This window comes from Pseudomonas sp. NPDC088885 (assembly GCF_044750025.1).
GTDB classification, from domain to species: Bacteria; Pseudomonadota; Gammaproteobacteria; order Pseudomonadales; family Pseudomonadaceae; genus Aquipseudomonas; species Aquipseudomonas rustica.
Genome location: NZ_JBIVJB010000019.1, coordinates 47,466 through 72,580, shown reverse-complemented (window position 1 = coordinate 72,580; position 25,115 = coordinate 47,466). Strand labels below are relative to the sequence as shown.

At 59.5% G+C, this 25,115-nt stretch carries 22 protein-coding genes and 2 pseudogenes; 13 read left to right on the top strand and 11 right to left on the bottom strand.

Going from position 1 to position 25,115, the window contains the following annotated elements:
• Nucleotides 1-95 precede the first annotated feature (95 nt).
• Nucleotides 96-575 (top strand): annotated as a pseudogene (fabI, locus tag ACIP1X_RS11490) (enoyl-ACP reductase FabI); the annotation flags it as partial.
• A 148-nt stretch (nt 576-723) separates the two neighbouring features.
• On the opposite strand, the gene ACIP1X_RS11485 reads toward fabI, so the two are convergent.
• Complete coding sequence (locus ACIP1X_RS11485; protein ID WP_400752067.1) at nt 724-1,965, bottom strand: hypothetical protein; 1,242 nt, start codon at nt 1,963-1,965, stop codon at nt 724-726.
• 198 nt (nt 1,966-2,163) lie between these two features.
• Here ACIP1X_RS11485 and ACIP1X_RS11480 point away from each other — a divergent pair.
• Nucleotides 2,164-2,502, top strand: a pseudogene (locus ACIP1X_RS11480) (VOC family protein); the annotation flags it as partial.
• Between the two features lie 796 nt (nt 2,503-3,298).
• On the opposite strand, the gene ACIP1X_RS11475 reads toward ACIP1X_RS11480, so the two are convergent.
• The 4 genes from ACIP1X_RS11475 to ACIP1X_RS11460 all read right to left on the bottom strand — a co-directional run bounded on the left by ACIP1X_RS11475 (nt 3,299) and on the right by ACIP1X_RS11460 (nt 7,547).
• Complete coding sequence (locus tag ACIP1X_RS11475) at nt 3,299-4,264, bottom strand: sensor domain-containing diguanylate cyclase (RefSeq protein ID WP_159815512.1); 966 nt, start codon at nt 4,262-4,264, stop codon at nt 3,299-3,301.
• A 62-nt stretch (nt 4,265-4,326) separates the two neighbouring features.
• The gene (locus tag ACIP1X_RS11470; RefSeq protein WP_053119368.1) at nt 4,327-4,905 is read right to left on the bottom strand and encodes a hypothetical protein; all 579 of its coding nucleotides are present in this window, start codon (nt 4,903-4,905) and stop codon (nt 4,327-4,329) included.
• A gap of 1 nt (nt 4,906) precedes the next feature.
• A complete protein-coding gene (locus tag ACIP1X_RS11465) occupies nt 4,907-7,069 on the bottom strand; it encodes a molybdopterin cofactor-binding domain-containing protein (RefSeq protein WP_400752064.1) in 2,163 nt (720 codons plus the stop codon).
• 22 nt (nt 7,070-7,091) lie between these two features.
• Entirely contained in the window at nt 7,092-7,547 is a 456-nt protein-coding gene (locus ACIP1X_RS11460; protein ID WP_003224136.1) for a (2Fe-2S)-binding protein, read from the bottom strand.
• Nucleotides 7,548-7,814: 267 nt separating this feature from the next.
• Here ACIP1X_RS11460 and ACIP1X_RS11455 point away from each other — a divergent pair, with 267 nt between their 5' ends.
• Nucleotides 7,815-8,645, top strand: coding sequence for an alpha/beta fold hydrolase (locus ACIP1X_RS11455; RefSeq protein ID WP_400752061.1), 831 nt, complete (start codon nt 7,815-7,817; stop codon nt 8,643-8,645).
• 385 nt (nt 8,646-9,030) lie between these two features.
• Here ACIP1X_RS11455 and ACIP1X_RS11450 read toward each other — a convergent pair whose 3' ends face one another.
• A complete protein-coding gene (locus ACIP1X_RS11450) occupies nt 9,031-9,423 on the bottom strand; it encodes a GFA family protein (protein ID WP_400752058.1) in 393 nt (130 codons plus the stop codon).
• 197 nt (nt 9,424-9,620) lie between these two features.
• Here ACIP1X_RS11450 and ACIP1X_RS11445 point away from each other — a divergent pair, with 197 nt between their 5' ends.
• The 3 genes from ACIP1X_RS11445 to ACIP1X_RS11435 all read left to right on the top strand — a co-directional run bounded on the left by ACIP1X_RS11445 (nt 9,621) and on the right by ACIP1X_RS11435 (nt 12,064).
• Entirely contained in the window at nt 9,621-10,610 is a 990-nt protein-coding gene (locus ACIP1X_RS11445) for an aldo/keto reductase (protein WP_400752055.1), read from the top strand.
• Nucleotides 10,607-11,197: a flavodoxin gene (locus ACIP1X_RS11440; RefSeq protein ID WP_400752052.1), complete on the top strand. Its 591-nt coding sequence runs from the start codon at nt 10,607-10,609 to the stop codon at nt 11,195-11,197. Before ACIP1X_RS11445 ends, ACIP1X_RS11440 begins: the two co-directional genes overlap by 4 nt.
• 93 nt (nt 11,198-11,290) lie before the next feature.
• On the top strand, nt 11,291-12,064 hold the full coding sequence (locus ACIP1X_RS11435; protein ID WP_400752049.1) for a carboxymuconolactone decarboxylase family protein: 774 nt from the start codon (nt 11,291-11,293) through the stop codon (nt 12,062-12,064).
• A 200-nt stretch (nt 12,065-12,264) separates the two neighbouring features.
• On the opposite strand, the gene ACIP1X_RS11430 is transcribed toward ACIP1X_RS11435, so the two are convergent.
• Complete coding sequence (locus ACIP1X_RS11430) at nt 12,265-13,419, bottom strand: sensor histidine kinase (RefSeq protein WP_400752046.1); 1,155 nt, start codon at nt 13,417-13,419, stop codon at nt 12,265-12,267.
• 178 nt (nt 13,420-13,597) lie between these two features.
• Between ACIP1X_RS11430 and ACIP1X_RS11425 the strand changes: the two genes are divergently transcribed.
• Nucleotides 13,598-14,284: a class I SAM-dependent methyltransferase gene (locus ACIP1X_RS11425; RefSeq protein WP_400752043.1), complete on the top strand. Its 687-nt coding sequence runs from the start codon at nt 13,598-13,600 to the stop codon at nt 14,282-14,284.
• Between the two features lie 91 nt (nt 14,285-14,375).
• Here ACIP1X_RS11425 and ACIP1X_RS11420 read toward each other — a convergent pair whose 3' ends face one another.
• Nucleotides 14,376-14,627 (bottom strand): transmembrane sensor/regulator PpyR, encoded by a 252-nt coding sequence (locus ACIP1X_RS11420; protein ID WP_400752040.1) that lies wholly within the window; start codon nt 14,625-14,627, stop codon nt 14,376-14,378.
• A gap of 289 nt (nt 14,628-14,916) precedes the next feature.
• Between ACIP1X_RS11420 and ACIP1X_RS11415 the strand changes: the two genes are divergently transcribed.
• The 5 genes from ACIP1X_RS11415 (at nt 14,917) to ACIP1X_RS11395 (ending at nt 20,375) form a co-directional block, all read left to right on the top strand.
• Nucleotides 14,917-15,441, top strand: coding sequence for a sigma-70 family RNA polymerase sigma factor (locus ACIP1X_RS11415; RefSeq protein WP_400752037.1), 525 nt, complete (start codon nt 14,917-14,919; stop codon nt 15,439-15,441).
• Nucleotides 15,434-16,411: a FecR domain-containing protein gene (locus tag ACIP1X_RS11410; protein ID WP_400752034.1), complete on the top strand. Its 978-nt coding sequence runs from the start codon at nt 15,434-15,436 to the stop codon at nt 16,409-16,411. Before ACIP1X_RS11415 ends, ACIP1X_RS11410 begins: the two co-directional genes overlap by 8 nt.
• A gap of 141 nt (nt 16,412-16,552) precedes the next feature.
• Nucleotides 16,553-18,910 (top strand): TonB-dependent siderophore receptor, encoded by a 2,358-nt coding sequence (locus tag ACIP1X_RS11405; protein ID WP_400752077.1) that lies wholly within the window; start codon nt 16,553-16,555, stop codon nt 18,908-18,910.
• Nucleotides 18,911-19,002: 92 nt separating this feature from the next.
• Nucleotides 19,003-19,506 carry a VOC family protein gene (locus ACIP1X_RS11400; protein ID WP_053119343.1) on the top strand — a complete coding sequence of 168 codons (504 nt, stop codon included), beginning with the start codon at nt 19,003-19,005 and terminating at the stop codon, nt 19,504-19,506.
• Nucleotides 19,507-19,541: 35 nt separating this feature from the next.
• Nucleotides 19,542-20,375, top strand: coding sequence for an AraC family transcriptional regulator (locus ACIP1X_RS11395; protein ID WP_212545906.1), 834 nt, complete (start codon nt 19,542-19,544; stop codon nt 20,373-20,375).
• A gap of 105 nt (nt 20,376-20,480) precedes the next feature.
• Here ACIP1X_RS11395 and ACIP1X_RS11390 read toward each other — a convergent pair whose 3' ends face one another.
• From ACIP1X_RS11390 to ACIP1X_RS11380, 3 genes are all read right to left on the bottom strand, one after another.
• The gene (locus ACIP1X_RS11390) at nt 20,481-21,068 is read right to left on the bottom strand and encodes a LysE family translocator (protein WP_212545907.1); all 588 of its coding nucleotides are present in this window, start codon (nt 21,066-21,068) and stop codon (nt 20,481-20,483) included.
• A gap of 219 nt (nt 21,069-21,287) precedes the next feature.
• The gene (locus ACIP1X_RS11385) at nt 21,288-23,525 is read right to left on the bottom strand and encodes an ATP-binding protein (RefSeq protein WP_400752030.1); all 2,238 of its coding nucleotides are present in this window, start codon (nt 23,523-23,525) and stop codon (nt 21,288-21,290) included.
• Entirely contained in the window at nt 23,522-24,136 is a 615-nt protein-coding gene (locus tag ACIP1X_RS11380) for a biliverdin-producing heme oxygenase (protein ID WP_400752027.1), read from the bottom strand. Before ACIP1X_RS11380 ends, ACIP1X_RS11385 begins: the two co-directional genes overlap by 4 nt.
• Before the next feature lie 275 nt (nt 24,137-24,411).
• Here ACIP1X_RS11380 and ACIP1X_RS11375 point away from each other — a divergent pair, with 275 nt between their 5' ends.
• A complete protein-coding gene (locus ACIP1X_RS11375; protein ID WP_159815658.1) occupies nt 24,412-25,032 on the top strand; it encodes a LysE family translocator in 621 nt (206 codons plus the stop codon).
• Nucleotides 25,033-25,115 lie beyond the last annotated feature (83 nt).

Genomic DNA, 25,115 nt, shown 5'->3' with positions numbered 1-25,115 from the left:
CCCGGCTGGTGTTGCAACGGTGAACAACGTTTGAGCAATTGCGTACGGTTGATCCGCCGAATCAGGCGAATCGGCACGCCGAACGCAGCGAACACTTCACCGAAGCCACCACCCGTGACGGTTTCCGCATCGCTCACGACATCAGCGCCTACAGCTTCGTAGCCCTGGCCAAAGCCGGCCGCGAAATGATGAAAGGCCGCAACGGCAGCCTGCTGACCCTGTCGTACCTGGGCGCCGAGCGCACCATGCCGAACTACAACGTGATGGGCATGGCCAAGGCTTCGCTGGAAGCTGGCGTCCGTTACCTGGCCGGCTCCCTGGGCCCGGACGGCACCCGCGTCAACTGCGTATCGGCTGGCCCGATCCGTACCTTGGCAGCGTCGGGCATCAAGAACTTCCGTAAAATGCTGGCCGCCAACGAAGCGCAAACCCCGCTGCGTCGCAACGTCACCATCGACGAAGTCGGCAACGCCGGCGCCTTCCTGTGCTCCGACCTGGCGTCGGGCATCAGCGGCGAAATCATGTACGTCGACGGCGGCTTCAACACCACCGCCATGGGCAACATCGAAGAGTGATCTTCGCTTAGCCGATAAAAAAACCCGCCAATCTGGCGGGTTTTTTTATGCCCGCAACCCCGCCTCCTGTGGGAGCGAGCCTGCTCGCGAAAGCGGTGGATCAGGCAGCCCAATATCGATACAGCTCAGACCAGTCTTTGCAGCTCCATCAACTCACAACACCAACCAGTTTTGCTTCACCATAATTGGCAGAGTCCAGTCCGACAACTATCCGTTGATTCTGTTTTTGCACCAAGAGCCCCCCCCATAAACTCGAAGGTTCAAGCATACGAACGCCTTCGTCTGCAAAACCCGAATCAACTTCGCCATTCGTGTGGACGCGTAACAAAAAGGACTGTGTTACATCGCCTGCGTACCCCGCGGCGACTATCTTCCCATCCCCCTGCAGTGCTACATAATGGCACCAAACGAACCATCCGGGCTGGTCTGCCGGAATATCAATGAGCAGCCGCTTTCCCCCATTAAATTCAGGATCGTAAACGCCATCTGCGGTTAATTGACTAATGCATGCTTTGAAAGGACCAGTAATCTCAAATCCCACAACAACAATGTTGTCCCCGTGCAAAGTCATAGCACCCGACTGATTTACACCTTCCGCTTCCCAACAGCCATACACCCCAAAGGTTCGATCAGTTGCACCGCTCGACAACAGTCGAGAAACTGCTTGCTTCTTGTTGGTTGAGCTGCCGATCAAACGATCTGAGGTTCCCGCGATCAGTATTTTTCCTTCTTTCGTAACAGCCACGCTCTCAAACGTGGAATTGTGTCCATTGAAGCGCACCTCGATAAACCCACGCCCGCCCCCGAACGTCAAATCTGTATCCCCGTTCGCCTGAAGCTGATGAAGTATGATTTCTTCGTAAATCGTTTGGTTCTGATTGTCTCTAAGACTGTAAGACGCGGCGACCAGAATTCTTCCATCGTTGTGCAAGCACCCACGGGGAAAGTCGGTGGTGATTTTACCCACGGACGGAAAAGGCAAGATCTTATTGCCAAATATCAAATCGGGACTGCCATTGCTATGGAACCGAGTCAGTGCGATCTGTGAAGGCCCAATAACTGCATGAGATCGAACCGCACCAATGAGCAAAATTTTCCCATCGCCCTGAAGAATCAACTGGGTAGGTGCCGACACCAGGCCGGGCACGAAACTCCACTTTGTTACACCACCCTGACCGAACCCAAGGTCAGGACGGCCGTCGCCGAATACTCTGCTTAACCAGATTTCGTGTTGCACCCAAAGAGCATAGACAATCCCTCCCAGCTTATCTTCAACCATAGCCCTGATGGTCGCGGTACCTGGCAGGAGCTCTACAACACCATTTTCGCCAAACGTCGGATCGAGATCGCCGGGATTTAGAACGATGGGAGGAACACTTTGACTTGTCATTTTTCCATCCTTTGAAAACGCCAAGATTGATCCCTGCGCGGTTTCCGACATTGGAATGAATCGAGGCGAAACGTTGAATACGCGCAAGACAATCTCTCACGCTGGACCTACCTCACACACCTGTTACAAATTACAGTCCTGATACCTTTTCAGGCCATTTAATTGGCTTCACAAGCCTACCTGGTATTACCTTTGCCGAAGGAAAGTCGCTCCAGTGATCACTGGATGGATTTCAACTTCTTCGGCCATCAACTGGTGATTCACCTGGTACCGAAAAATGCCTTGCAAGAAGCCGCGCACAACAATGCCTTGGACGGGCATGACGTACCTGTGCCGCATTTTGGTGTGGTGCTGGGTATAACGGAATGGCAGGCACTGGCTGAGCGCTTGCCGGCGCTGCACGCGGTTCGTGACTGAACGGGGAATCGGTATCAGGGGATGGTGGGAGAACAGGCGACGATGTTTTTATTTGATCCGTGCAGGAATGCTCTGGAATTCAAGGCGTTCAAAGATATTGGGCAGTTGTTTGCCAAGTAGAGGGGGTGCTGGTTGGACTGACGCCATCGCGGGCAAGCCAGCTCCCACAGGTGTTTCGGGTACTCATAAAAACCCCAATCCACTATAGAACCGTGTGGGAGCGGGCTTGCTCGCGAAGGCGGTGGGTCAGGCAATGATGATGCTGAATGGATGGACGCCTTCGCGAGCAGGCTCACTCCTACAAGAAATTTGTGGTGTGACGGGGTTTTGTGAACACCCGAGAAGCCTGTGGGAGTGAGCCTGCTCGCGATGGCGGTGGGGCAGGCAATGATGATGTTGAAGGGATGAACGCCTTCGCGAGCAAGCCCGCTCCCACACGGGATCTAGGGTGGAACGGGGTTTTGTGAATACCCGCGAAACCTGTGGGAGTGAGCCTGCTCGCGAAGGCGGTGGGTCAGGCGTGGAGATGTTGAATGGATGGACGCCTTCGCTGGCAAGCCCGCTCCCACAGGGGATTTGTGGTGGAACGGGGTTTTTCGAACACCCGCGAAACCTGTGGGAGCGGGCTTGCTCGCGAAAGCGGTGGGTCAGGCAATGACGATGTTGAATGGATGGACGCCTTCGCGAGCAGGCTCACTCCTACAAGGAATTTGTGGTGGAACGGGGTTTTGTGAACACCCGCGAAACCTGTGGGAGTGAGCCTGCTCGCGATAGCGGTGGGTCAGGCAATGGCGATGTTGAATGGATGAACGCCTTCGCGAGCAAGCCCGCTCCCACAGGGGATTTTTGGTGGAACGGGGTTTTGTGAACACCCGAGAATCCTGTGGGAGCTGGCTTGGCAGCGATGGGGCCCGAATCAACAGCGCTTCAGGGCCTGCTTGTGCGCATACATCGCGCCATCCGCGTCGGCCAGCAAGCGATCCACGGTTTCATGGCGTTTGGCGTCGTACTCGATCTGGCCGACGCTGAAGCGAATCGCATAACCCCGATGCAGCGTGGCATTACGCTCTTCAAGGATCTCCTTGAGCCGCGCCATGATCGCCGTGGTTTCGATATGACTCGACCCCGTCAGCAGCGCGACAAACTCATCCCCACCCAAGCGCCCGACCACATCGCTCTCGCGAAAGGCAATCCGCAACACATCGGCAAAGGTCTTCAGCGCACTGTCGCCCTCGGCATGCCCGTACAGATCGTTGATCTGTTTGAAATCATTCAGATCAAAAAACAGCAACGTCGCCGGCCGCTCCAGCCGTGCGCAGGCGTCCAGCGCATGCTGCGCCAGTTGCTTGAACCCGCGGCGATTGGACAGCAACGTCAGCTCGTCCATGCTCGCCATCTGCACGGCCGTCAGTTCTTGCTCGGCCATTTCCGCCAGATCACGCAAGAGCGCGCGTTCTTCGTCATCAAGTTCGCGAGGTTTGGTGTCGAGCAGGCACAACGTGCCCATTTTATTGCCGTTGGGCACGGTCAGCGGATAGCCAGCGTAGAAGCGAATATTCGGCTCGCCGGTCACCAGCGGATTATCGTGGAAACGCACGTCCTCCCGCGCATCGGGCACCAGCAGCAGACCATCATTGAGAATCGCATGCCCGCAGAACGAGATATCCCGTGGTGTCTCGGTAGCCGCCAGGCCCACGCAGGACTTGAACCACTGACGATCCTTGTCGACCAGCGTCACCAGCGCGATCGGCACATTGAACAGTCGTTTGGCCAGCCGCGTCAGCCGATCGAAACGCTCCTCCGGCGCCGAATCGAGAAGGTCGAGGCCGTGCAGCACCTGAATTCGCGCCGCTTCATTGGCAGGTTTTCCTGGAACCAGCATTCGCACACTCCGTTGGCATCAATGACTTTCAGCGTAGCGCAAATCAGCGCTAACTCCCCCCATCAGATGCCCGCCACCGGACATGGCCCGCCCGCGTCGGCCCAGAGCTTGAATTGCTCGACAAAAATGTCATGCGGCACCGGCACCGGCGCGCGCCCTGCCCCGGGATTCCAGCCCCACAACACCAGTTTGTCTTCGCTGACGTGTTTGATCAGCGCAGCAAAATCGCGATCGCCGTTGCTGGAGCGATCCTTGATCATCGCGCAAAGCTTGTCCGGTGGCAGGCCGATCCAGGCCATTTTGTGCGCCGCGGGTGGCAGGCTCCAATGCGGCGCACCCGGCGGTGCATGCGGGCCGTAACTGGCCGGCGGATTGTTTTCTGCGTGACAGGTGGCGCAGGGCAAACCGGCCGCGCCCTTGCCGTCCATGCCGCGCACCACGTTCATCGCATGCGGAATGCCCGCGTCGAACTGCAGCGGCGAATCGCCGGGGATATGGCAGTTCTGGCATCGCGGGCTCTGGAAGACTTTCTGCACCGTGCCGAACGCCTTCAATGCTTCCTGATCATCGGCAAACAAGTCCGAGGCATAACCGCCGAGCCCCAGCAAAACCACCGTGCCCAACACTAGATGTCGTTTCATTTCACACCCCCGACAGTTGCAGCGGCAACTCGCGCAGACGCTGCCCGGTCAGGGCGAACACCGCGTTGGCCACCGCTGGCGCAGTCGGCGGCACACCAGCCTCGCCGATGCCGCCGGGTTTGTCGCTGCTGGGCACGATGTGCACTTCCACTACCGGCATCTCGTTGAGCCGTAGCACCTGATAATCGTGGTAGTTGGACTGCACCACCGCGCCGTCCTTGAGCGTCAGTTTGCTGTGCAGCGCCATGCCCAGGCCGAAGGTGATGCACGACTCCATCTGCGCGGCGATGCTCTGCGGATTCACCGCGATCCCGCAGTCCACCGCGCAAACCACGCGGTGCACGCGAATCGCCAGATTGTCCTGCGACACCTCGGCGACCTGCGCCACGTAGCTGCCGAACGATTCGTGCACCGCCACGCCAAGTGCATGACCATCCGGCAACGGAGCCTTCCAATTGGCCTTCTCCACCGCCAGATTCAAAACACCTAGATGCCGAGGATGGTCCTTGAGCAAGGTTCGTCGGTACTCGACCGGATCCTTGCCCGCCGCCGTGGCCATTTCATCGATCAGCGATTCCATGACAAAACCGGTGTGGCTATGGCCCACCGAACGCAGCCACAACACATTGATGCCAGTCTGCGGCGAATGCAGATCCACTTGATGATTGGCCAGACCTTTGACGTAAGGACTGTCGGAAACGCCTTCGACCGAAGTGGGATCGATGCCGTTCTTGACCATCGTCGCCTCCATCAACGTGCCGGTCATGATCGACTGCCCGACCAACACATGCTGCCAACTCGACGGCAAACCATCAGCGCCCAAACCGATCTTCGCCTGATGCAGGAACATCGACCGGTAGTAACCGCCACGAATATCGTCTTCCCGCGACCACACGGTTTTCACCGGCATCGCCGCGGCTTTCGCCACTTGCACCGCTTCAGCGACGAAGTCCGACGTTGGATTGGCTCGACGCCCAAAACCGCCGCCAAGAAACTCGGTGTGGATTTCCACTTGTTCAGGCTTCAGCCCGGTGATCTTGCCGGCGACCATTTGATCCAGCGTCTGAAACTGCGTCCCCGTCCAGATCTCGCATTTCTCGGCACTGATCTTCACCGTGCAATTGAGCGGTTCCATCGGCGCGTGGGCCAGATACGGCACGCTGTATTCGACATCGATTTTCTTCGTGGCTTTGCCAAAAGCACCCTTGGCATCCCCGGCCTGACTGGCTGACGTGCCTTGCGTTGTGGCCAGTTTGCGGAAACTCTCCAGCAATTTTTCGCTGCTCAGATCCGCATGCGGGCCTAGATCCCAGTCAATCTTCAGCGCATCCCGCCCGAGCTTCGCCGCCCAATAATGATCGGCAATCACCGCGACACCGGTCGGTACTTGCAGCACTTTGTGCACGCCCGGCACCGCCAACGCTTCGGAGCCTTCGAAGGATTTGACGCTGGCACCAAACACCGGGGCGCGCGCGACCATCGCCGTCATCAAACCTTCGAACTGCACATCCATGCCGAACTTGGCGCGGCCGGTGATTTTCTCCGGGGTGTCGAGGCGCTTGGTCGGTTTGCCGATGACTTTCCAGTCCTTGGCTTCCTTGAAGGTGATCGATTTCGGATCCGGCACGGGGAGTTGCCCGGCGGCGTCCGCCAGCTCGCCGTAAGTTGCACGTTGATCGCCGGCAATCACCACGCCCGACTCAGTGCGAATCGCCGAGGGCGCCACTTCAAAACGCTTCGCCGCTGCTTCAACCAACATTTGCCGAGCGGTCGCGCCTGCCAGCCGATAGCGATCAAACTCCATCCATGTCGACGTTGAACCGCCGGTAATCTGCATGCCGCCAAACCCCGGCATGCCGTAGTCCGCTGCCGATGCGGGCGAATGTTCGACGCGGATCTTCGACCAGTCGGCATCCAGCTCTTCGGCAATCAACATGGTCAGGCCGGTCCAGATGCCCTGGCCCATTTCCGAATGCCCGAGCAACACGGTGACGCTGTTGTCCGCCGCGATGCGCAAAAACGCATTCGGCGCAAAAACCTTGCCTTCATTCTCAGCGGCAAAGGCAAACTTGTGGCCGCCGGGGACGACAAACGCCACCACCAAGCCGCCGCCCAACACGGCGCTACCCTTGAGAAAACCCCGACGCGATACAGGACTGTTCATCACCCGACTCCCACGTTATCAATCAGCCGATTTCCGATGCACGCTTCACCGCTGCGCGGATTCGCGGATAGGTGCCGCAGCGGCAGATATTGCCGGAGAGCGCCTGATCGATATCGCTGTCGGTGGGTTTGGGGATTTTCGCCAACAAAGCGGCGGCAGACATGATCTGCCCCGACTGGCAGTAACCGCACTGCACCACGTCGAGTTCGGCCCAGGCTTGCTGCACCGGGTGCGAACCGTCGGTGGACAGGCCTTCGATGGTGAGAATTTTCTGCCCATGGGCCACGGCGGTCGCCGGCGTAATGCAGGCGCGCAACGGCGCCCCGTCGACGTGCACGGTGCAGGCCCCGCACTGGGCCATGCCGCAGCCGAATTTGGTACCGGTCAGGTGCGCGACATCGCGCAGAACCCAGAGCAACGGCATGTCCGCGGGGACATCGAGCTCCTGATCCTTGCCATTGATATTCAAGGTCAGCATCGGGGAATTTCCTCAGACTCACGGTGTTCTGAAGGGGCGTCGCTGTGGCCAAACATGCCTACGCGCGCCTCGGCTTATCCCTTTCAGCAAAGCCTAAATTGCGCATGAAGCCAGACGTTGCGACCACCGGTCATGCAGATGTCGACTTTAATCCTACAGTTGATAACGGCTCGCACCCGAGCCATCACCTTAGAAAACGCGTCATGAGCGATACCGGTCCGCGCCCACCGCGCGGGTTATCCATCACATTGGTCTGGAGTAGCGAACATGGGATTTGTCACCACCAAAGACGGCGTCGAAATCTTCTACAAAGACTGGGGCCCGAAAGACGCGCCGGTGATCCACTTCCACCACGGCTGGCCGCTGAGCTCCGACGATTGGGATGCGCAGATGCTGTTTTTCCTTGGCAAAGGGTTTCGGGTGATTGCCCATGACCGCCGTGGCCACGGGCGCTCGAGCCAGGTCTGGGACGGCCACGACATGGATCACTACGCGGATGATGCGCTGGCGGTGGTTAATCACTTGGGCGTGAAGAACGTGGTGCATGTCGGCCACTCGACCGGGGGCGGTGAGGTCATTCATTACATCGCCCGGCATGGCCAGGACAACGTCGCCAAAGGCGTGTTGATCAGCGCGGTGCCGCCGTTGATGGTGCAGACCGAGAGCAATCCGGGTGGGTTGCCGAAATCGGTATTCGATGAGTTTCAGGCGAATTTGGCGGCGAATCGAGCACAGTTTTATCGGGATATTCCGACCGGGCCGTTTTACGGCTACAACCGGCCGGGAGCCAAGCCTTCGGACGGGATCATTGCCAACTGGTGGCGGCAAGGCATGATTGGCGGCGCTAAAGCGCACTACGACGGGATTGTGGCGTTTTCGCAGACGGACTTCACCGAAGACCTGAAGAAAGTCACCGTGCCGGTGTTGGTGATGCACGGTGAGGATGACCAGATTGTGCCGTACGCCAACTCGGCGCCGTTGTCGGCGAAGTTGCTGCCGAACGGCACACTGAAGTCGTACCCGGGCTTTCCACACGGAATGCCGACGACAGAGGCGGATACCATTAACGCGGATCTGCTGGCCTTTATTCGCGGCTAAAATTGCTGGTCATACACACTCTCCCCTGTGGGAGCGAGCCTGCTCGCGAAAGCGTTCAATCAGACATTGCTGTGCTGACTGACCCACTGCTTTCGCGAGCAGGCTCGCTCCCACAATGACGTGTGCCAATCCTCATTTCTGAGATCCACACCCATCCCCTGTGGGAGCGAGCCTGCTCGCGAAAGCATTCAATCAGACATTGCCGTGCTGACTGACCCACTGCTTTCGCGAGCAGGCTTGCTCTCACAATGATGTGTGCCAATCCTCATTTCTGAGATCCACACCCATCCCATGTGGGAGCGGGCTCGCGAAAGCGGTCTGTCAGTCAATGTCGGGCTGACTGATCCACTGCCTTCGCGAGCAAGCTCGCTCCCACAAGGGCTCCCTATTCCTCTGTGCGGCCCGTGCTTTCGCGGTCACGTTGGTAGTGGTGGGCCAGCGGCAACGCCGGCAACCACGCTTCCCGGCGTATCGTCCAGAGTTCGTAAGTGGGTTTGAACTGATCCGGCTCATCGAGCGATCCGACGTTAACCTCGACTTCATCTTCCGAACGCGTAAATACGGGAGAACCGCAGCGCGGGCAGAAGAATCGTCCGTTGTAGTCACGGGTTTCGCCGCTGACGATGAGCGCGTCTTCGGGGAATATGGCCGAGGTGTGGAACAGCGCGCCGTGGCGTTTGCGGCAGTCGAGGCAATGGCAGATGCCGACGCGGTAAGGCTGGCCGGACACTTCGAAACGGACATCGCCGCACAGGCAGCCGCCGGTTGATTTATTCATGGTGCACCTCAGCTATTCAACTTCAAGTTAGAGATCATTCAGTCTGGAAAAGGTTTGCTCGGTTGCCACGAACGGTCTTGGTCGTGCGTCTCCCAGTCTATTAATGAGCACAACTCATCAAGCCATCCTGTTTTACCCGTCTAGTCCTCACCAGTCAGCTCGCTTACTGTTCTCCCCACGCCCAACGGGAGATCGACATGCACAAGCGCACACTCGGCAACAGCTCACTCGAAGTATCCGCCCTCGGCTTTGGCTGCATGGGCTTGAGTCATGGCTACGGCCCGGCGACGGATACCCAGCAAGCCATCGCACTGATCCGTTCAGCCGTTGACCGAGGCGTGACGTTCTTCGACACCGCCGAGGTCTACGGCCCTTACCTGAACGAGCAAGTGGTCGGCGAAGCACTGGCGCCCGTTCGTGACAAAGTCGTCATCGCCACCAAGTTCGGCTTCACCTTCGGTGACGACAATAAGCAGCAGATTCTCAACAGCCGCCCCGAGCACATTCGGGAGGCCGTCGAGGGTTCGTTGAAGCGGTTGAAGACTGATTACATCGATTTGCTCTACCAGCACCGCGTCGATCCGGACGTGCCAATCGAGGAAGTCGCAGGGGCGGTGAAAGATTTGATCAGCGAAGGCAAGGTCAAGCATTTCGGCCTGTCGGAGGCCGGCGCGCAAACCATTCGCCGCGCCCATGCGGTGCAACCGGTCACGGCGCTGCAAAGCGAATACTCGTTGTGGTGGCGCGAGCCCGAGCAGGAAATCCTGCCGACGCTTTGGGAATTGGGCATCGGCTTCGTGCCGTTCAGCCCGCTGGGCAAAGGTTTTCTCACCGGCACGGTGTCGGCCGAGGCCACTTACGGCAGCGATGACTTCCGCAGCATCGTCCCGCGCTTCAGCCAGTCGGCGCTGCAAGCCAATCAGGGCCTGGTGGTGTTGATCCGCCAGATCGCCGCGCAGAAACAAGCCACACCGGCGCAGATCGCGCTGGCCTGGCTGCTCGCGCAGGCACCGTGGATTGTGCCGATTCCGGGCACGACCAAACTGCATCGACTGGAAGAAAACCTCGGCGGCGCGGATATTGCCCTCGACGCTGCTGAACTCAAGGCAATTGACACCGCACTGGTGCAAATCCGTATCGAAGGCGAGCGTTATCCCGAGGCCCTCAAGGCGCGCGTCGGCCGATGAGCCACGATCACGATCCGCTGCGGCGCACCGTTATCGCCGCACTGGCCAGCGCCCCACTGCTGTCGCTCGCCGACACGCAAAGCACCAGTGAAACACCGCGCTCAGGCTCGCGGATTCTGGTCGCGTATTTCTCGCGCTCGGGCAATACCCGCGTGGTCGCCGGGCTGATTCAACGTGGCCTGGGTGCCGATCTCTTCGAGATTCGCCCGGCCCACGCCTACCCCGAGGACTATCTGCAAACCGTGGAGCAGGCGCGTCAGGAGCGTGACAGCGGCGTCGAACCCGAGTTGCAAAACACGGTTCACGCCCTCAGCGACTACGACACGATTTATCTCGGCTTTCCGATCTGGGGTGAAACCGCCCCGCCGATCATCCGCGCGTTTCTGAGCGCTCATGACTGTACCGGCAAAACGCTCATCCCCTTCAACACCCACGGCGGCTACGGCTTGGGCAATAGCCGCAGCATCCTCGTCCAGCACGCGCCGAAAGCCAAGGTGCTGGAAGGTTTTGTGATGGAGGGTGAGCAGGAGCGCAGGACCATGGAACGCGTGAACGGCTGGCTGAGCGATCACCCTGTCACGCGTTAATTGAATTTTTGTACCGAGTGACATCTTGAAAATCCGCACGCGGACCACGGCCCCCGCGCGTCACCGCTTCACGACCTGAACGGAGTTGATCTGATGAACATCGACGTCCGCAACCACACCGCCCGCCCCGCACTCATGGCGCTCTGTCTGAGTGTCGGGGCAATGTTCAGTATTACCACTCACGCAGCCGAGGCATCGCAACCCATGACCAGCACGCCAGCAAGCGCAGCAACTTTGTCCAGCCAACAACAATCGATTCCACTGATCGCCGCGTTCATGGCGACCAGCGACATGCCCAACCTCAACACGGCGCTCAACCAGGGACTCGATGCCGGCCTGACCATCAGCGAAACCCGGGAAATTCTCGTGCAGCTCTACGCCTATGTCGGCTTCCCGCGCAGCCTGAACGCCTTGAACGAATTGATGACTGTGGTGCAAGCGCGCAAACAGCGCGGCATTGACGATGCGCCGGGGCGTGAACCGAGCCGGGCGATTCCGACCGGTGATGAACTGCTGGCCGCCGGCACCGCCAATCAAACGAAGATCTCCGGCGCTCCGGTCGAAGGCCCGGTGTTCGAGTTCGCCCCGGTAGCCAACCAGTTCCTGCAAACCCACCTGTTCGGCGACATCTTCGAGCGCGACAACCTCGACTGGCAAAGCCGCGAACTGGCGACCGTCGGGGCGCTGGCGGCAACGCCGGGGGTGGAATCGCAATTGCGCTCGCACATGGCGGCGAGCCTGCGCGTGGGACTCAGCGCAGCACAGTTGCACGAGGTCAGTGAACTGCTGAAAAAACACGGCGACGCGCAGACGGCTGAACGTGCAGATGGGGCGCTGAAAGAGGCACTCGCGGCTTCAAACAAGTGATCGCCCGTTTGACCTGACGCAGCAATTTCTCAAAGAAAAATAGCCGGACTCAGCCAAACACTTTCGCGCTGTAATCAACTCTCGGGGGTCGCGGATCCGTGCGCAACCTGCTTTCATGGATTAATCCCGCGCCCCTCATGAGAGACTCACATCAATGTCCCGCGCCAATCTCAACGACCTGCAAGGCGATACTTACGGCCTTAAAACGGAAATCTCAGCGAACACTGCAAACCCGGGCTCATATTGAGCATCGACATCTCGCCCCGCAGTTGGCGGGTCAGCGATTTGATGATCTTCATTCCCACGGACGAATGCTGTTTCAGATCAAACCCCGCAGGCAGCCCCGCGCCCTTATCCGTCACGTTCAACAGCACCTGACCAGCAGCCGCCTTCAGCTCGATAAACACGTCCCCCGCCGACTTGTCGGCGTAGGCGTATTTAAGAGCATTGGTGACCAGTTCGTTGAGCACCAGCGCCAACGGGATCGCCTTGTCCAGCGGCAGGATGACGTCGTCCAGGTCGATCACGAAGCGTGTTTGCGCCGAGGCTGATCCGCGCAGCCCATCGATCAACTCGGCCAGATAAGTACCTGCGTTGACCGTTTCCACTTGATCGGCCTGATACAGCTTTTCGTGGACGGCAGCGATGCTCATGATCCGTCGGCTGGTATCGACGAGTGCCGCGCGGGCGACGGGATCTGCCAATTGGCGTATTTGCAGCTGGATCAGCCCGATGATCAGTTGCAGGTGATTCTTCGTCCGATGGTTGATTTCCTTGAGGAGCATGTCCTTTTGCTCAAGCAGCTGATTTTTCTGCCGCAGCGAGCGCCTCAGCTCCATTTGCGCCATGACCTGTTTGGCCAACGTTACCAGGGCGATTTTCTGTTGCGGGCTCAGCTGTCGCGGGTGTCGGTCGAGAATGCACAGCGTCCCGAGGCCGTAGCCTTCCGCCGTCTCCAGCAAGCAGCCGGCGTAGAAGCGCAAACCTTCATCGGCCGTCACCAGCGGGTTGGAGCTCATCCTCGGGTCAGCGCGCAGATCGGGTATGACGGTGATGCCAGGCTGCAGAAGGACGTGACGGCAGATGGAAACGTCCAAGGGTGTTTCGCGGATTCCCAAGCCTGTTTCCGCCTTGAACCACTGGCGGTGGCGGTCTATCAGGTTCATCACCGAAATTGGCGCGTCGCAGATGGCGGCGGCCAGGCTCACGAGCTCGTCAAAATCCGCTTCGCGTGGGGTATCGAGGATTTCATAGCCGTGCAGCACGGCAAGACGTTCGGGCGAGTCGCACGGGTCGATGAAGCTCTGCGAAATCATTAGGGCTCCAGCATAGGGAGGCACGCGCCATGGGTTCAAAACGCAAGGAATCGAATGCAGGCGTGCGCAGTGAGACAGGAAAGGAGCAGAGCATACACGCAATCGGTACCTGCCCGCCGTGCAGACTGATGCCCGTCGGTAAGCTCGCTGAATGCGGCGCGGCGTCCATACTGTGGTTCTCCCGGACTGCTTTCTTTCAACCCTTTCGGAGACCGACATGCCCACCCCTGAATCCGCCCTGCTGCAGAGCTGGCACGCCAACGCCGACGCGTGGATCGACGTCATCCGCAGCGGTGCCATTGAGAGCCGCCAGCAGGTGACTGATCAAGCCGTTCTACTGGCGATCATCGGGCGTCAGCCGGCGCGTGTGCTTGATCTGGGTTGCGGCGAAGGCTGGTTACTGCGGGCGTTGGCGGATCGGGGGATTGAGGCGGTAGGCGTCGATGGCGATGCGACGCTGGTGGACGCGGCACGTCTGGCCGGCACTTGTACCGTGCATGTCGCTGACTACGACGCGTTGGTCGAGGCGAAGGTTGATGTCGGCGGGGATTACGATTTGATCTGCGCGAATTTTTCGCTTCTGCATCAGGACATCATTCCATTGCTGGCTGCGATGAATGCCCTGCTGGCTCCGGGCGGCGCCCTGATCATCCAGACCTTGCACCCATGGGCCGTTGCGGCAGGCGATTATCAGGACGGCTGGCGCGAAGAATCGTTCGCCGGGTTCAAGGGCCAGTGGCAGCCGATGCCGTGGTATTTCCGCACGTTGTCGAGCTGGTTCAATGCGCTCGACATGGCCGGGTTGCGCTTGGTCGGCCTACAAGAACCGCAGCACCCGCAAAGCCCGGTGCCGCAGTCACTACTCATGGTGGCTGATATCCAAAAAACACCGCTTCCCCTGTAGGAGCCGAGCTTGCTCGCGAAGGCGTCGGCACAGCTTGAGCCTGTGTTGCTTGATACGCCGCCTTCGCGAGCAAGCTCGGCTCCTACAAGGGTTACGCGGTTTGCAGGATCAATCGCGGGCCGTGCAGGCGATACTGCGCCAATAAACGCATGACGTAGCCGATTTTGATCAGGGTCGGGCCGAGGATAGTCAGCGCATGCATCGCCACCAGCAGCGCAATCGGCATGTGCCCGTCATATAAGTACGCGCCGTAGATGCCAGCCAACAACATGACCAGACCGGCAACAAGGACTTTGCTCGACAGGTGCAGAACGTTCAGCGGGCTTTCGAAGAAAGTGAGCATGGTGGCGGTCTCCTGAGCTGTTCAGTTTTGTACCTTGACTACTTCAAGTCTCGTGCCAGATTTATAATCCAACAAAATCAGCCACCTGCAAAAATCAGAGTCAAATTGACACAGATCAATAAAGGTCTTTTTGACTCGGATATTTGTCATTAAGACTACATTCAGCTCAAACCATCAACGCCATCGCCTAAAAGCAAACCAATATCATTTGCGCGACCTGCGTCCTTTTGCTTTAATCGCGACCCATTCCTATTTAGACCCGCAACGGTCGCTCTGGACGCTTGCTCTGATGACGGTCGCCGACACCTCACTCGTGCAGAATCTCTACCTCAGCCATCACCGCTGGCTGCACGAGCTATTGCGCCGGCGTCTGAGCAACGCAATGGATGCCGCCGACCTTGCGCATGACACTTTCATCCGCGTGCTCAAGCGTCCGCAAACCTTCAACGGCGAAGTCCACGAACGCTCTTATCTGGCGACCATTGCCCGCGGCTTGTGCGTCGATCACTGGCGCCGTCGGCAACTGGAACAGACCTGGCTGGAAACCCTCGCCAATCGCCCGCCGGTCCTGCAGCCCTCGCCCGAGCAACAGGCGATCATCGTCGAGACCCTGCTGGAAGTGGACGCCATGCTCCAGCGCCTGCCGCAGCGGGTCAGCGACGCGTTCATCCTCGCGCAATTGCACGGCATGCCCTACAAACTGATCGCCGAACAAATCGGCGTCAGCGAACGGATGATCAAGAAATACCTGGCGCAGGCGATGATGCATTGCGCCATTCTTGAAGCCGAACTCGATGGTCTGCTGATTGAATAACGCCACGCAAACACTCAGCCACGCCAGCCTCGAACAAGCGGCGCACTGGTACGTGCAATTACATGACGAGCCGGTCGCCGAGCAAGAACATCTACGCTGGCAGGCCTGGCTCGCACAAAGCCCCGAGCATCAGGCCGCCTGGCGTTATATCGAACGGGTCGGCCAGCGTTTTGCGCCGTTGCAGCAGGAAACCGAAGCCGTCAGCCACACCTTGCGCAGCAGCGCGCGCACGTCGATCAGCCGTCGTCAGTCGCTCAAAGGTTTGCTGATTTTGGCCGCGACCGGCATGGCCGGATGGGCAATCGGACGCAACACGCCGTTGATGAATTCGGTTGACCGCTTGACCGCCGACCTCTCCACCGGCACTGGGGAAACCCGCGAAGCGACGTTAAGCGACGGCAGCCGCATCTGGCTCAACGCCTTGAGTGCCTTGAATGTGCGTTTCGATGCGCACCAGCGCCTGCTGCAACTGCGCGCCGGCGAAGTGCTGATCGACACAGCCAAAGACCTCGACCGAGCCTTTTGGGTCGAGACCGAACATGGCCGCATGCGTGCGCTGGGCACGCGTTTCAGCGTGCGGCAGAACGAGCACAACACCGTATTGAATGTCTACGAAGGCGCGGTCGCAGCCACTAACCGTCAGGGCGAAACCGCCGTGATTCAGGCTGGCCAGCAAATCAACTTCAGCACGGGACGAATGAACATCGCCAGCGCTGCCGATCCCTCCCGCGAGGCCTGGCGCCGGGGTGTGTTGCTGGCCGATAACCTGCCGCTGGGCAAGTTGATCGAAGAACTCAGCCGTTATCGAGCGGGGCATCTGCATTGCGATCCGGTCGTGGCCGCGTTACCGGTGATGGGTTCATTCCCGCTCAAGGACACCGATCAAGCCCTGCGTCTGTTGGAGGCGGCGCTGCCGATCCGCATCAACAAAACCTTCGATTGGTGGGTCAGCGTCGGGCCGAAAGCCTGAGGTTTTTTTCATATCGCGGTTCCCTTTTGGCGGGTTCATTCGGTTAACCACTAGCCCCCTCATTTCGTTGATCGCCCCGGAAACTCCATGTTGCGCTCTACCCTCGCCCGCACCCGTTTCGCTCTGGCCTTGGCGTCTGCCATGCCAGCGGTGTGCGCATTGGCGGAGGGGCAGATACAGCATTTTTCGGTTGCGCCGGGTTCGTTGGTCACAGTGCTCAACCGCTTCGCCGAACAAAGCGGCGTGTTTATTGCCGGGCACAATGACCTTGCAGCAGACAAGCGCAGCCCCGGCCTCAGCGGCGATTTCACGCCACAACAGGCGCTGCAAATCCTGCTCAAGGGCAGCGGCCTGCAAGCCCAGCCGCAAACGGACGGCGGTTATGTTTTGCGCAGCGCAGCCATTGCAAGTCCGCTACAACTGGACGCCACCACCATCAACGGCAAAACCCTCGGCGCGATCACCGAGGACACCCACGCCTACACCACCGGCGTCAGCGCATCCGCCACCGGCCTGGCGCTGTCGCTGCGCGAAACCCCGCAGTCGGTGACCGTGATCACCCGCCAGCAAATCGATGACCAAGGCGCCAACGGCATCGCCGATGTGCTGCGCCGTGCACCGGGAATCAGCGTGCAGAACTACGACAGCGAGCGCTGGGAGTTCTCCAGCCGTGGCGCGCCGATCACCAATTTCCAGTACGACGGCGTCAATACCGACTACGACGGCGTCTACGATTACGGCACCACCAGCACCGACATGGCGACCTTCGACCGCGTCGAAATCATCAAGGGTGCGACGGGATTGATGACCGGTTCCGGCGACCCTTCGGCCACGGTGAACCTGATCCGCAAACGCCCTACTCCGACCTTCAAAGCCTCGCTCAGTGGCAGCGTCGGGTCGTGGGACAACTACCGCAGCGAAGCCGATATCTCCGGCGTTCTGAACAGCAACCTGCGTGCACGCTTTGTCGGCGTTCATCAGGAGCGCAGCGCCCACGCCGATCACTACCAGAACACCAAGGACATCGCCTACGCCATCGTCGAAGCCGATCTCAGTCCGGACACTCTGCTGACCTTCGGTTTCGACCAGCAAAACACTCGCTCACGCGGCGCGAGCTGGACGGGTTTTCCGATGTTCTACAGCGATGGTTCGCGGACGAATTTCTCTCGCTCGTTCAACCCGGCCACTGACTGGAGCCGTCGCGATTTCAGCAACCAAACCTTGTTCGCTGCCGTCGCCCGACAACTGCAAAACGACTGGACGCTGAAGCTCAGCTACGACCGAAAACACCGCGAGCACGACACCTTGCTCGGCTCGGCCAGCGGCGGTAATCCAGATCCGGTGACCGGCGATGGCATGTTCCTCTACATGGGCAAATTCAAGGGCGACGAGGTGCAGGACAATGTCGATCTCAATCTCGGTGGGCCGTTCTCGTTGTTCGGTCGCGAGCATCAGATGATCGTCGGTTTCATGTCGATGAACACGCGCCAGAACAACCCGGTGTACGGCTCGGTTTATCCGCCGCTGGACGGCAGTATCTTTGACTGGCACGGCGAGTTCGCCAAACCCGATATCCCGCAGATCGGCACGGACGACATCAGCCAGCGCCAGACCGGCGCGTACGTCTCGAGCCGCTTCAAGGCCAGCGACGACCTGGCGCTGATCCTCGGCGGACGCGTCAGTGATTTCACCGCCAGCGATCACCTCGACTACAGCGACCCGGCCACGGTCGATGTGCGTGATGGCTACCGCCAGACCGGGGTAGTCACGCCTTACGCCGGCGCGGTCTACGACCTCAACGCTACCTACTCGCTGTACACCAGTTACACGCGCATTTATCAGCCGCAACTGAGCAAGGACGCCGCGCGCCAAGTGCTCGACCCGGTGCAAGGCGACAGCTATGAAGCGGGGATAAAAGCCGAATATTTCGACGGTCGGGTCAACGCCAGTTTTGCCGTGTTTCGCATCGAGCAGGACAACGTCGCCGAGCAGGTCAGCGGCTTCGACACGCAGGCTGTTTATCGCGCGGTGCAAGGCGCGACCACCAAAGGTTTCGAGTTGGAACTGGCTGGCGAAGTCGCCGACGGCTGGAACCTCTCCGCCGGTTACGCCTACAACCACACCCGCGATGCCAACGGCGATCCGGTCTATGCCTCGATCCTGCAAACCACCGCGCCGGAGCAGTTAGTCCGCCTGTTCAGCAGCTATCACCTGCCCGGTGTCTGGCAAAACCTGACCCTGGGCGGCGGCATCAGTTGGCAGAGCGAATTCTTCGGCAACGTGTTCCAGCCCGGCGCCGATCAGAACGTGCGCATCACTCAGGACAGTTATTACCTGGTCGACGCGATGGCGCGCTACCGCTTCAACGAACATTTGAGCACCACGCTCAATGTGAAAAACCTCTTTGACAAAACCTACTACACCGGCCTCGGCAACTTCGGCACCGGCTTCTACGGCGAACCGCGCAGCCTGCAACTGGCAGCGCGCTGGGATTTTTGACGCCGCGACTTGTCGATCTACGGCACGGCCATTCGACCAAGGACTGTCTACGCTGAAAGTCCAGCGTGTCTAACCTGCCGAGGATGACTGCCATGCAACGCTTTCAAAAAATCACGCCGTGCCTGTGGTTCGACGATCAGGCCGAAGCGGCGGCGAAGTTCTATTGCTCGATCTTCGATCACGCGAAAATCACCGGCCTGACCCACTACAGCAAGGTCGGACAGGAATTTCACGGCAAACCGGAAGGCGCGGTGATGACCGTCAGTTTTGAGCTCGATGGCCATACGTTTACCGGGCTGAATGGCGGGCCGATGTTCACGTTCAGTGAAGCGATTTCGTTTCAGGTCAATTGTCAGAATCAGGAAGAAGTCGACCATTTCTGGGGCCAACTGTCTGCGGGCGGCCCGGTCGAAGCGCAGCAATGTGGCTGGCTCAAGGACAAGTTCGGCGTGTCGTGGCAAATCGTCCCGGTGGCGTTCATGCAGATGATGCTGGACGCCGACACCAGCAAGTCGCAGCGGGCCATGCAGGCGATGTTCAAAATGAAAAAACTCGACATTGCCGAACTGGAACGGGCCTTTGCCGGCCAGAGCTAATACACTCGGGCACTGGCCTGCCGGGAATAACCCTAATGAAACACGCTGCCGCCAAAAACCCTGAAAAAGCCCCGCGCTTCTGGCGCGACGACGCCCTGCCCTTCATCGAAGCACGGGCCATCGCCGATGGTCGCGAAGTCTGTTACGCCCGGCATTCCCACGCGCACTTTTCCATCGGCGCGATCACTGCCGGGCGCAGTACTTATGTGCATGAACAGGCGCAGTTCGAGGTCGCGGCGGGCACGGTGGTGCTGATGAACCCGGGCGATGTGCACGCCTGCAATCCGATTGATGATCAGCCGTGGTCGTACGTGATGCTGTACGTCGAGACGCCGTGGCTGACGGATTTGCAGCATCAGTTGGGGTTTGGTGAGGATCTGGAATTTCGCCGGTTTTCCGCCACGCACTTGCAGGATGCAGCGCTGTTTCGCGGCTTGATGGCGCTGTACGAAGTGTTGGTCGACGATCAGCAGGATGTGCTGCGTAAACAGAGCACGGCGGTGGAGTTTTTCAGCGATCTGCAATGGCGCCTGAACCCGGCCGGGCAAGCGTTGCGCGAGCCGAATTTCAAACTGGAACGGGCGGCGGATTTTATTCGTGAGCACTGCACGGAACTGCTCAGCCTTGAGGATATTTGCGCGGCGGCGCAGTTGTCACCGTCGTATTTGATCCGCGCTTTCAAGCAGCATTACGGCATGACACCGCATGCGTTTTTGGTCAATCAGCGCATCCAGTTCGCCCGCGAGCGTTTGCGTGGCGGGCAGTTGATTGCCGATGTGGCGCTGGAGGCTGGGTTTGCTGATCAGGCGCATTTTCAGCGCGCGTTCAAACAACACCTGGCCGCAACCCCCGGCCAATATCGCGGCTGACAGCGATCCAATGTAGGAGTGAGCCTGCTCGCGATAGAGGTGTGTCAGCCACACATTTTTTTACTGAAAGACCGCTATCGCGAGCAGGCTCACTCCTACAAGGGGTCAGGTGATCAGCAGGTAAATTGCGCTGACTGCCAGCAAGAGCGCCATGCTGCGGTTAAACCAACGCATCCCCGCCGCATTGCTCAGATACCCGCGCAAGAACGTCCCGGCATACACCCAGCAACCCACCGACACATAGCAAATCACCAGATACACCGCCGCAAACTGCCAGACCAACCGCGCCTCACCATCGGCGACAAACGCGCCCATCCCCGCCACACAGGCCAGCCACGCCTTGGGGTTGAGCCATTGCATCACCGCGCCGTACAGCATCGACGGCGCCCGCGCTGAATCCTTGGCATTTAACTGACCGTCATCCGTGGCCAATTTCCACGCCATGAACAGCAAAAACGCCACACCGGCCAGTTGCACCACGCGGGTCATGAACGGCCACAGCTGCAGCACTTCATGCAGCCCCAATCCCATCAGCACCAGCAGCAACACAAACCCCAACGTGGCCCCGGCGACATGCCGCTGACTGGCGCGAAAGCCGAACTGCGCCCCCGAACTCAACGCCACGATATTCACCGGCCCCGGCGTGATGGACGCCGCCAGCGCAAACGCCGCCATCGAAACAATCAGACTCATCGCACACCTGCTTCAAAACGAGGAACAAGGCGCCCACCCTAACCAGCGCCCGATCCCCAGTATTGAAGAAAATGCCCCTACTCACACAAATCCCCTGTGGGAGCGGGCTTGCTCGCGAAAGCGCCAGATCAGGCGACATCCATGTTGAATGTGCCGACGCCTTCGTGAGCAAGCCCACTCCCACAGGGGATTGTGGTTAGACAGAGATTCTTAAACCGATCAGTCCAGACGCGGTACGGTGAAGCGGAATTCGCTGCCCTGCCCCGGTTCGCTCTCGGCGACGATCCGCCCGCCATGGGCCTCGACGATGCCTTGGGTGATGTACAAACCCAATCCCGTGCCAGTCGGGTTACCGTCCTTCACCGTCCAGTAACGATCGAACACGTGCGGCAGGTTTTCCTTGGGAATACCCTCGCCGCTGTCGCGCACGGTGAAGACAATTTCATCGCCCACCGACTTCGCACGCACGCCGACCGTGCCCAGACGCGGAGTGAATTTGATCGCGTTACCGATCAGATTCGACAGCACCTGAAACAGCCGCTCAGGATCGCCATGAATGCTCAGATCCGCGTCGGCCTCAAAGGAAATGCTGATGTCCTTGTCGATTGCCAACGGTGCGAGCAGCGATTGCGCTTCCTCGAACATCTGCCCGACGTCGAGTTTCTGCGGGGTGATGGTGTAGCGCCCGGCGTCGATTTTCGAGGTATCGAGCAAGTCTTCCAGCAGCGTGTTCATGCGCCCGGCCGCTTGTTGCATGGTGTCGATGGCCGTGGAGATCCGTCGCGACGTATGCGGGCCGTCAGAGCTGAAGGCCTTCTGCATCATGCCGCAGAGCATCGAAATCACCGTCATCGGGTTGCGCAGATCGTGGGAAACCACCGCCACCAGCTCATCACGGGCACGCACCGCTTCCTGCTCGCGGCGCACTTGCCGCGCCAGATCATTTTCCAGCGCCGAACGCCGCAGATCGTTGGCCGCAAACAGATCGCCGTGGCTCCATTTGGTGGAGATCCCGGCCATCTCGACTTTCCAGATTTCAAACGACGTACGCGGGCGCAATCGCAGGCCGGCGTCGGAGTTTTCCAGATCCAGCGGTTTGCGCGGATCGCCACTCCAATTGATGTTTTCCTTCACTTCGGGGCGGAACCACAGCACGCCGTTGTCGACCGGTTTTGGCAGGCTCATGGCGAGCACGCCGCTGGCGACTTGCTGATAGTGTGCGGCCGGCGGGTAAACGCTGGCGAGGTGATGACTGGAGAAAACCGCCTCGCCGCCGTCCTGCAACCACTTGTGCAGGGCGCGGATTTCGTCCGGCTCCGGGCAGTTGCCGTAACGGTGCAATTGCTTGTCTTCGATGATCGCAATGCCGCCGGCGCCGGTCAGTGCCATCAGCACTTCGGGCTGGTTAGCCAGACCGTCGAATACATTCTGCGGCGAGTCGATCATCGCTTGATTGAGCATCGCCAGTGCGTCGACTTTTGCTTCGCGCTGACGGCTGACTTCCAGCGCCTCCATCGCACTGATTTGCAGCGACAACACCTGGCCGATGGTCTGGCACGCGGCACGCAATTCGTGCGGCACATGCAGCGGTTCGCGGTTGCCGCAGCTGATCAGGCCCCAGAGTTTGTCGCCCTTGAGCAGGGAAATACTCATCGACGACAACACGCCCATGTTCTTCATGTACTGGCAGTGAATCGGCGACACGCTGCGCAGCGTGGCGAAACTCAAGTCCAGCGGCGTTTGCGTGTCCGGACGCAGCTTCGGCACCAGCGGCACCGGCTCGTACGCGGCATCCGGGATGATCCGCAGCCAGTTGGTGCGATACAGCTCGCGGGCCTGCTCGGGAATGTCGGACGCCGGGAAGAACAGACCGTTGAACACTTCCATCGACGGATCGGACGCTTCGGCAATGACTTGGCCGTGGCCCTCTTCTTCGAAACGATAAATCAGCACCCGGTCGTAACCGGTCATGGCCTGGATTTCTTTGACGCTGATGTCGTACAGCGCCTGCAACGTCGTCGCGCCTTGCAGCCGTTGGAGCATGCGGCCCAAATGGGTTTCGCTGCCCGCCACGTTACGCGGCTGGAAGTTTTCGACGTGGATTTCCAGTTCGAGAATCAACACGCCTTGATGACGGTGCAGCAAGCCTTCGAACGCCATGTCGTTGAGTCGAAACAGCAGCGGCGCCGAGTCGGACAGCGTCGGCTGTTGCAACGTCTGGCGTACTTGCGCGGCGTGTTCATCGCCAATCAGGCTGTGCAGCGGTTGACCGATCAGCGCCAGCGCCGGACGGCCGAGCAGGCTCTCGACGTTGGCGCTGACCTGAATGATCTCCAGCGCAGGCTCGCTCAAGGTCAGCAGCAACCCGTGCGGCTGGATCGCGCCGGGGAACCGAATCGGTTCGTCGGCACAGTTGGCCAGCAGTTCTTCAAAGGCTTGTTTGTCTTGCGGAGTCATGCCAGTACCTCCCGGCTTTCGAGCCAGCGCTCGAAACAACTGAATGTGGTGTGTGCGGCCGCCACTACGGCCTTGCGCTCGTCCGCATCCATCGGTCGACTGCCCAGGTATTCCATGAAATCGCGCCAGCGACGGCCGGTGGCGGCGCCGTAGACATCGAGAAAAGCCGCGCCGTTATCGGCTTCCAGGCCTAACCGCGCAGAAATTTCCCGGCGCAGGATTTGCCCGCCGAGCGTTGCGCCTTCGAGCACGTACAGTATGCCGAGGCAGCTAGCGCCAGAATTGATCTGCGGCAATTGGCTACAGATCGGCAGGCGGCTGATCGCTCCATCAGCGACGCCCAACGCTTGCAGGTCGCCGCGCAACGTGGCGGTTTTGAGACGTGGCGTCAGATCAAAATCGGCGGGGATGCAGTGGCTGTCCAGCAATGCGCTTTCCAGCGGCAGGTAGAAGCCGTAGTAAGCCTGCATCAGCCGTTGAAAAGCCTGAATATCGAGGGCGTCGGAGAAAAAAGGAAGGCGTTTTTCCAGTGCGATGTGCAGGTCGGCAGTGCCGGCTCGCAGATCTTGCAGCACCGGTGGCACATAAACTTCACGGGCCTTTGCTTGCATGTAGATCGCTCTTGGTGAGGCCGCCTGGGGCCATTCGGGGTTGGCAATGCATCGAGGGATTTTACACGGCACAGGTCATTTTTCTGACCCGACGACTAGTTTTTTCAGACGAAACCACCGCCCTCTGACCTTTCAGAGTTTCAGATTTCGCAAAAAGTTCGAACGGTTTCGCCAGTACCGCCGGGCGCTGTACCGTGACAGCACTGCCTGACTGTACGGGTCGGGCCGCACGGGGGCTGTGATAAAAATGCGCTTCTGGTTTCTGGAGTGCTGTCATGGATCTCGCCACGCTGTCGCTGTTTCTCCCCGCCTGCTTCGCCCTGAACATGGCCCCCGGCCCGAACAATTTGCTGTCGGTGAGCAACGCCACGCGTTACGGCTTTCAGCGCGCCTGCTCGGCGGGCATCGGGCGGATTCTGGCGTTTGCCGGGATGATTGCGCTCGCGGGCGCCGGTCTGTCGGTGGTGTTGCAGACGTCGGAATGGCTGTTTCAGGCGATCAAGATCGTCGGCGCGGCGTATTTGTTGTACATGGCCTGGCAACTGTGGCGCGCCAACACCGAAACCGAGGAGGAAATAGCCGGAGCTTCGGTGGGATTCTGGGCGTTGGCGCGACAGGAGTTTCTGGTGGCCGCCGGCAATCCGAAAGCGATCCTGTTGTTCACCGCGTTTTTGCCGCAGTTCGTCGACCCTGGCCGCCCGGTGCCAGCACAGTTCGCCGTGTTGGGCGTGCTGTTTCTGTCGCTGGAGTGGATCGCCATCAGCGCCTACGCCTACATGGGCCTGCACATGCGCCGCTGGTTCGCCGAACCGCGCGGCAAGCGTATTTTCAATCGGTGCTGCGCGGGACTGTTGTCGGCGGCGGCTTCGGTGTTGCTGCTGGCGAAACGGGCGTGAGGTTTACGTGCTTTCTGGTCAGCGCTCGACGCATAAGCAGTGAGTCTCAAATTCCCCCTTATAAGTGACTGCACTCGAACCAT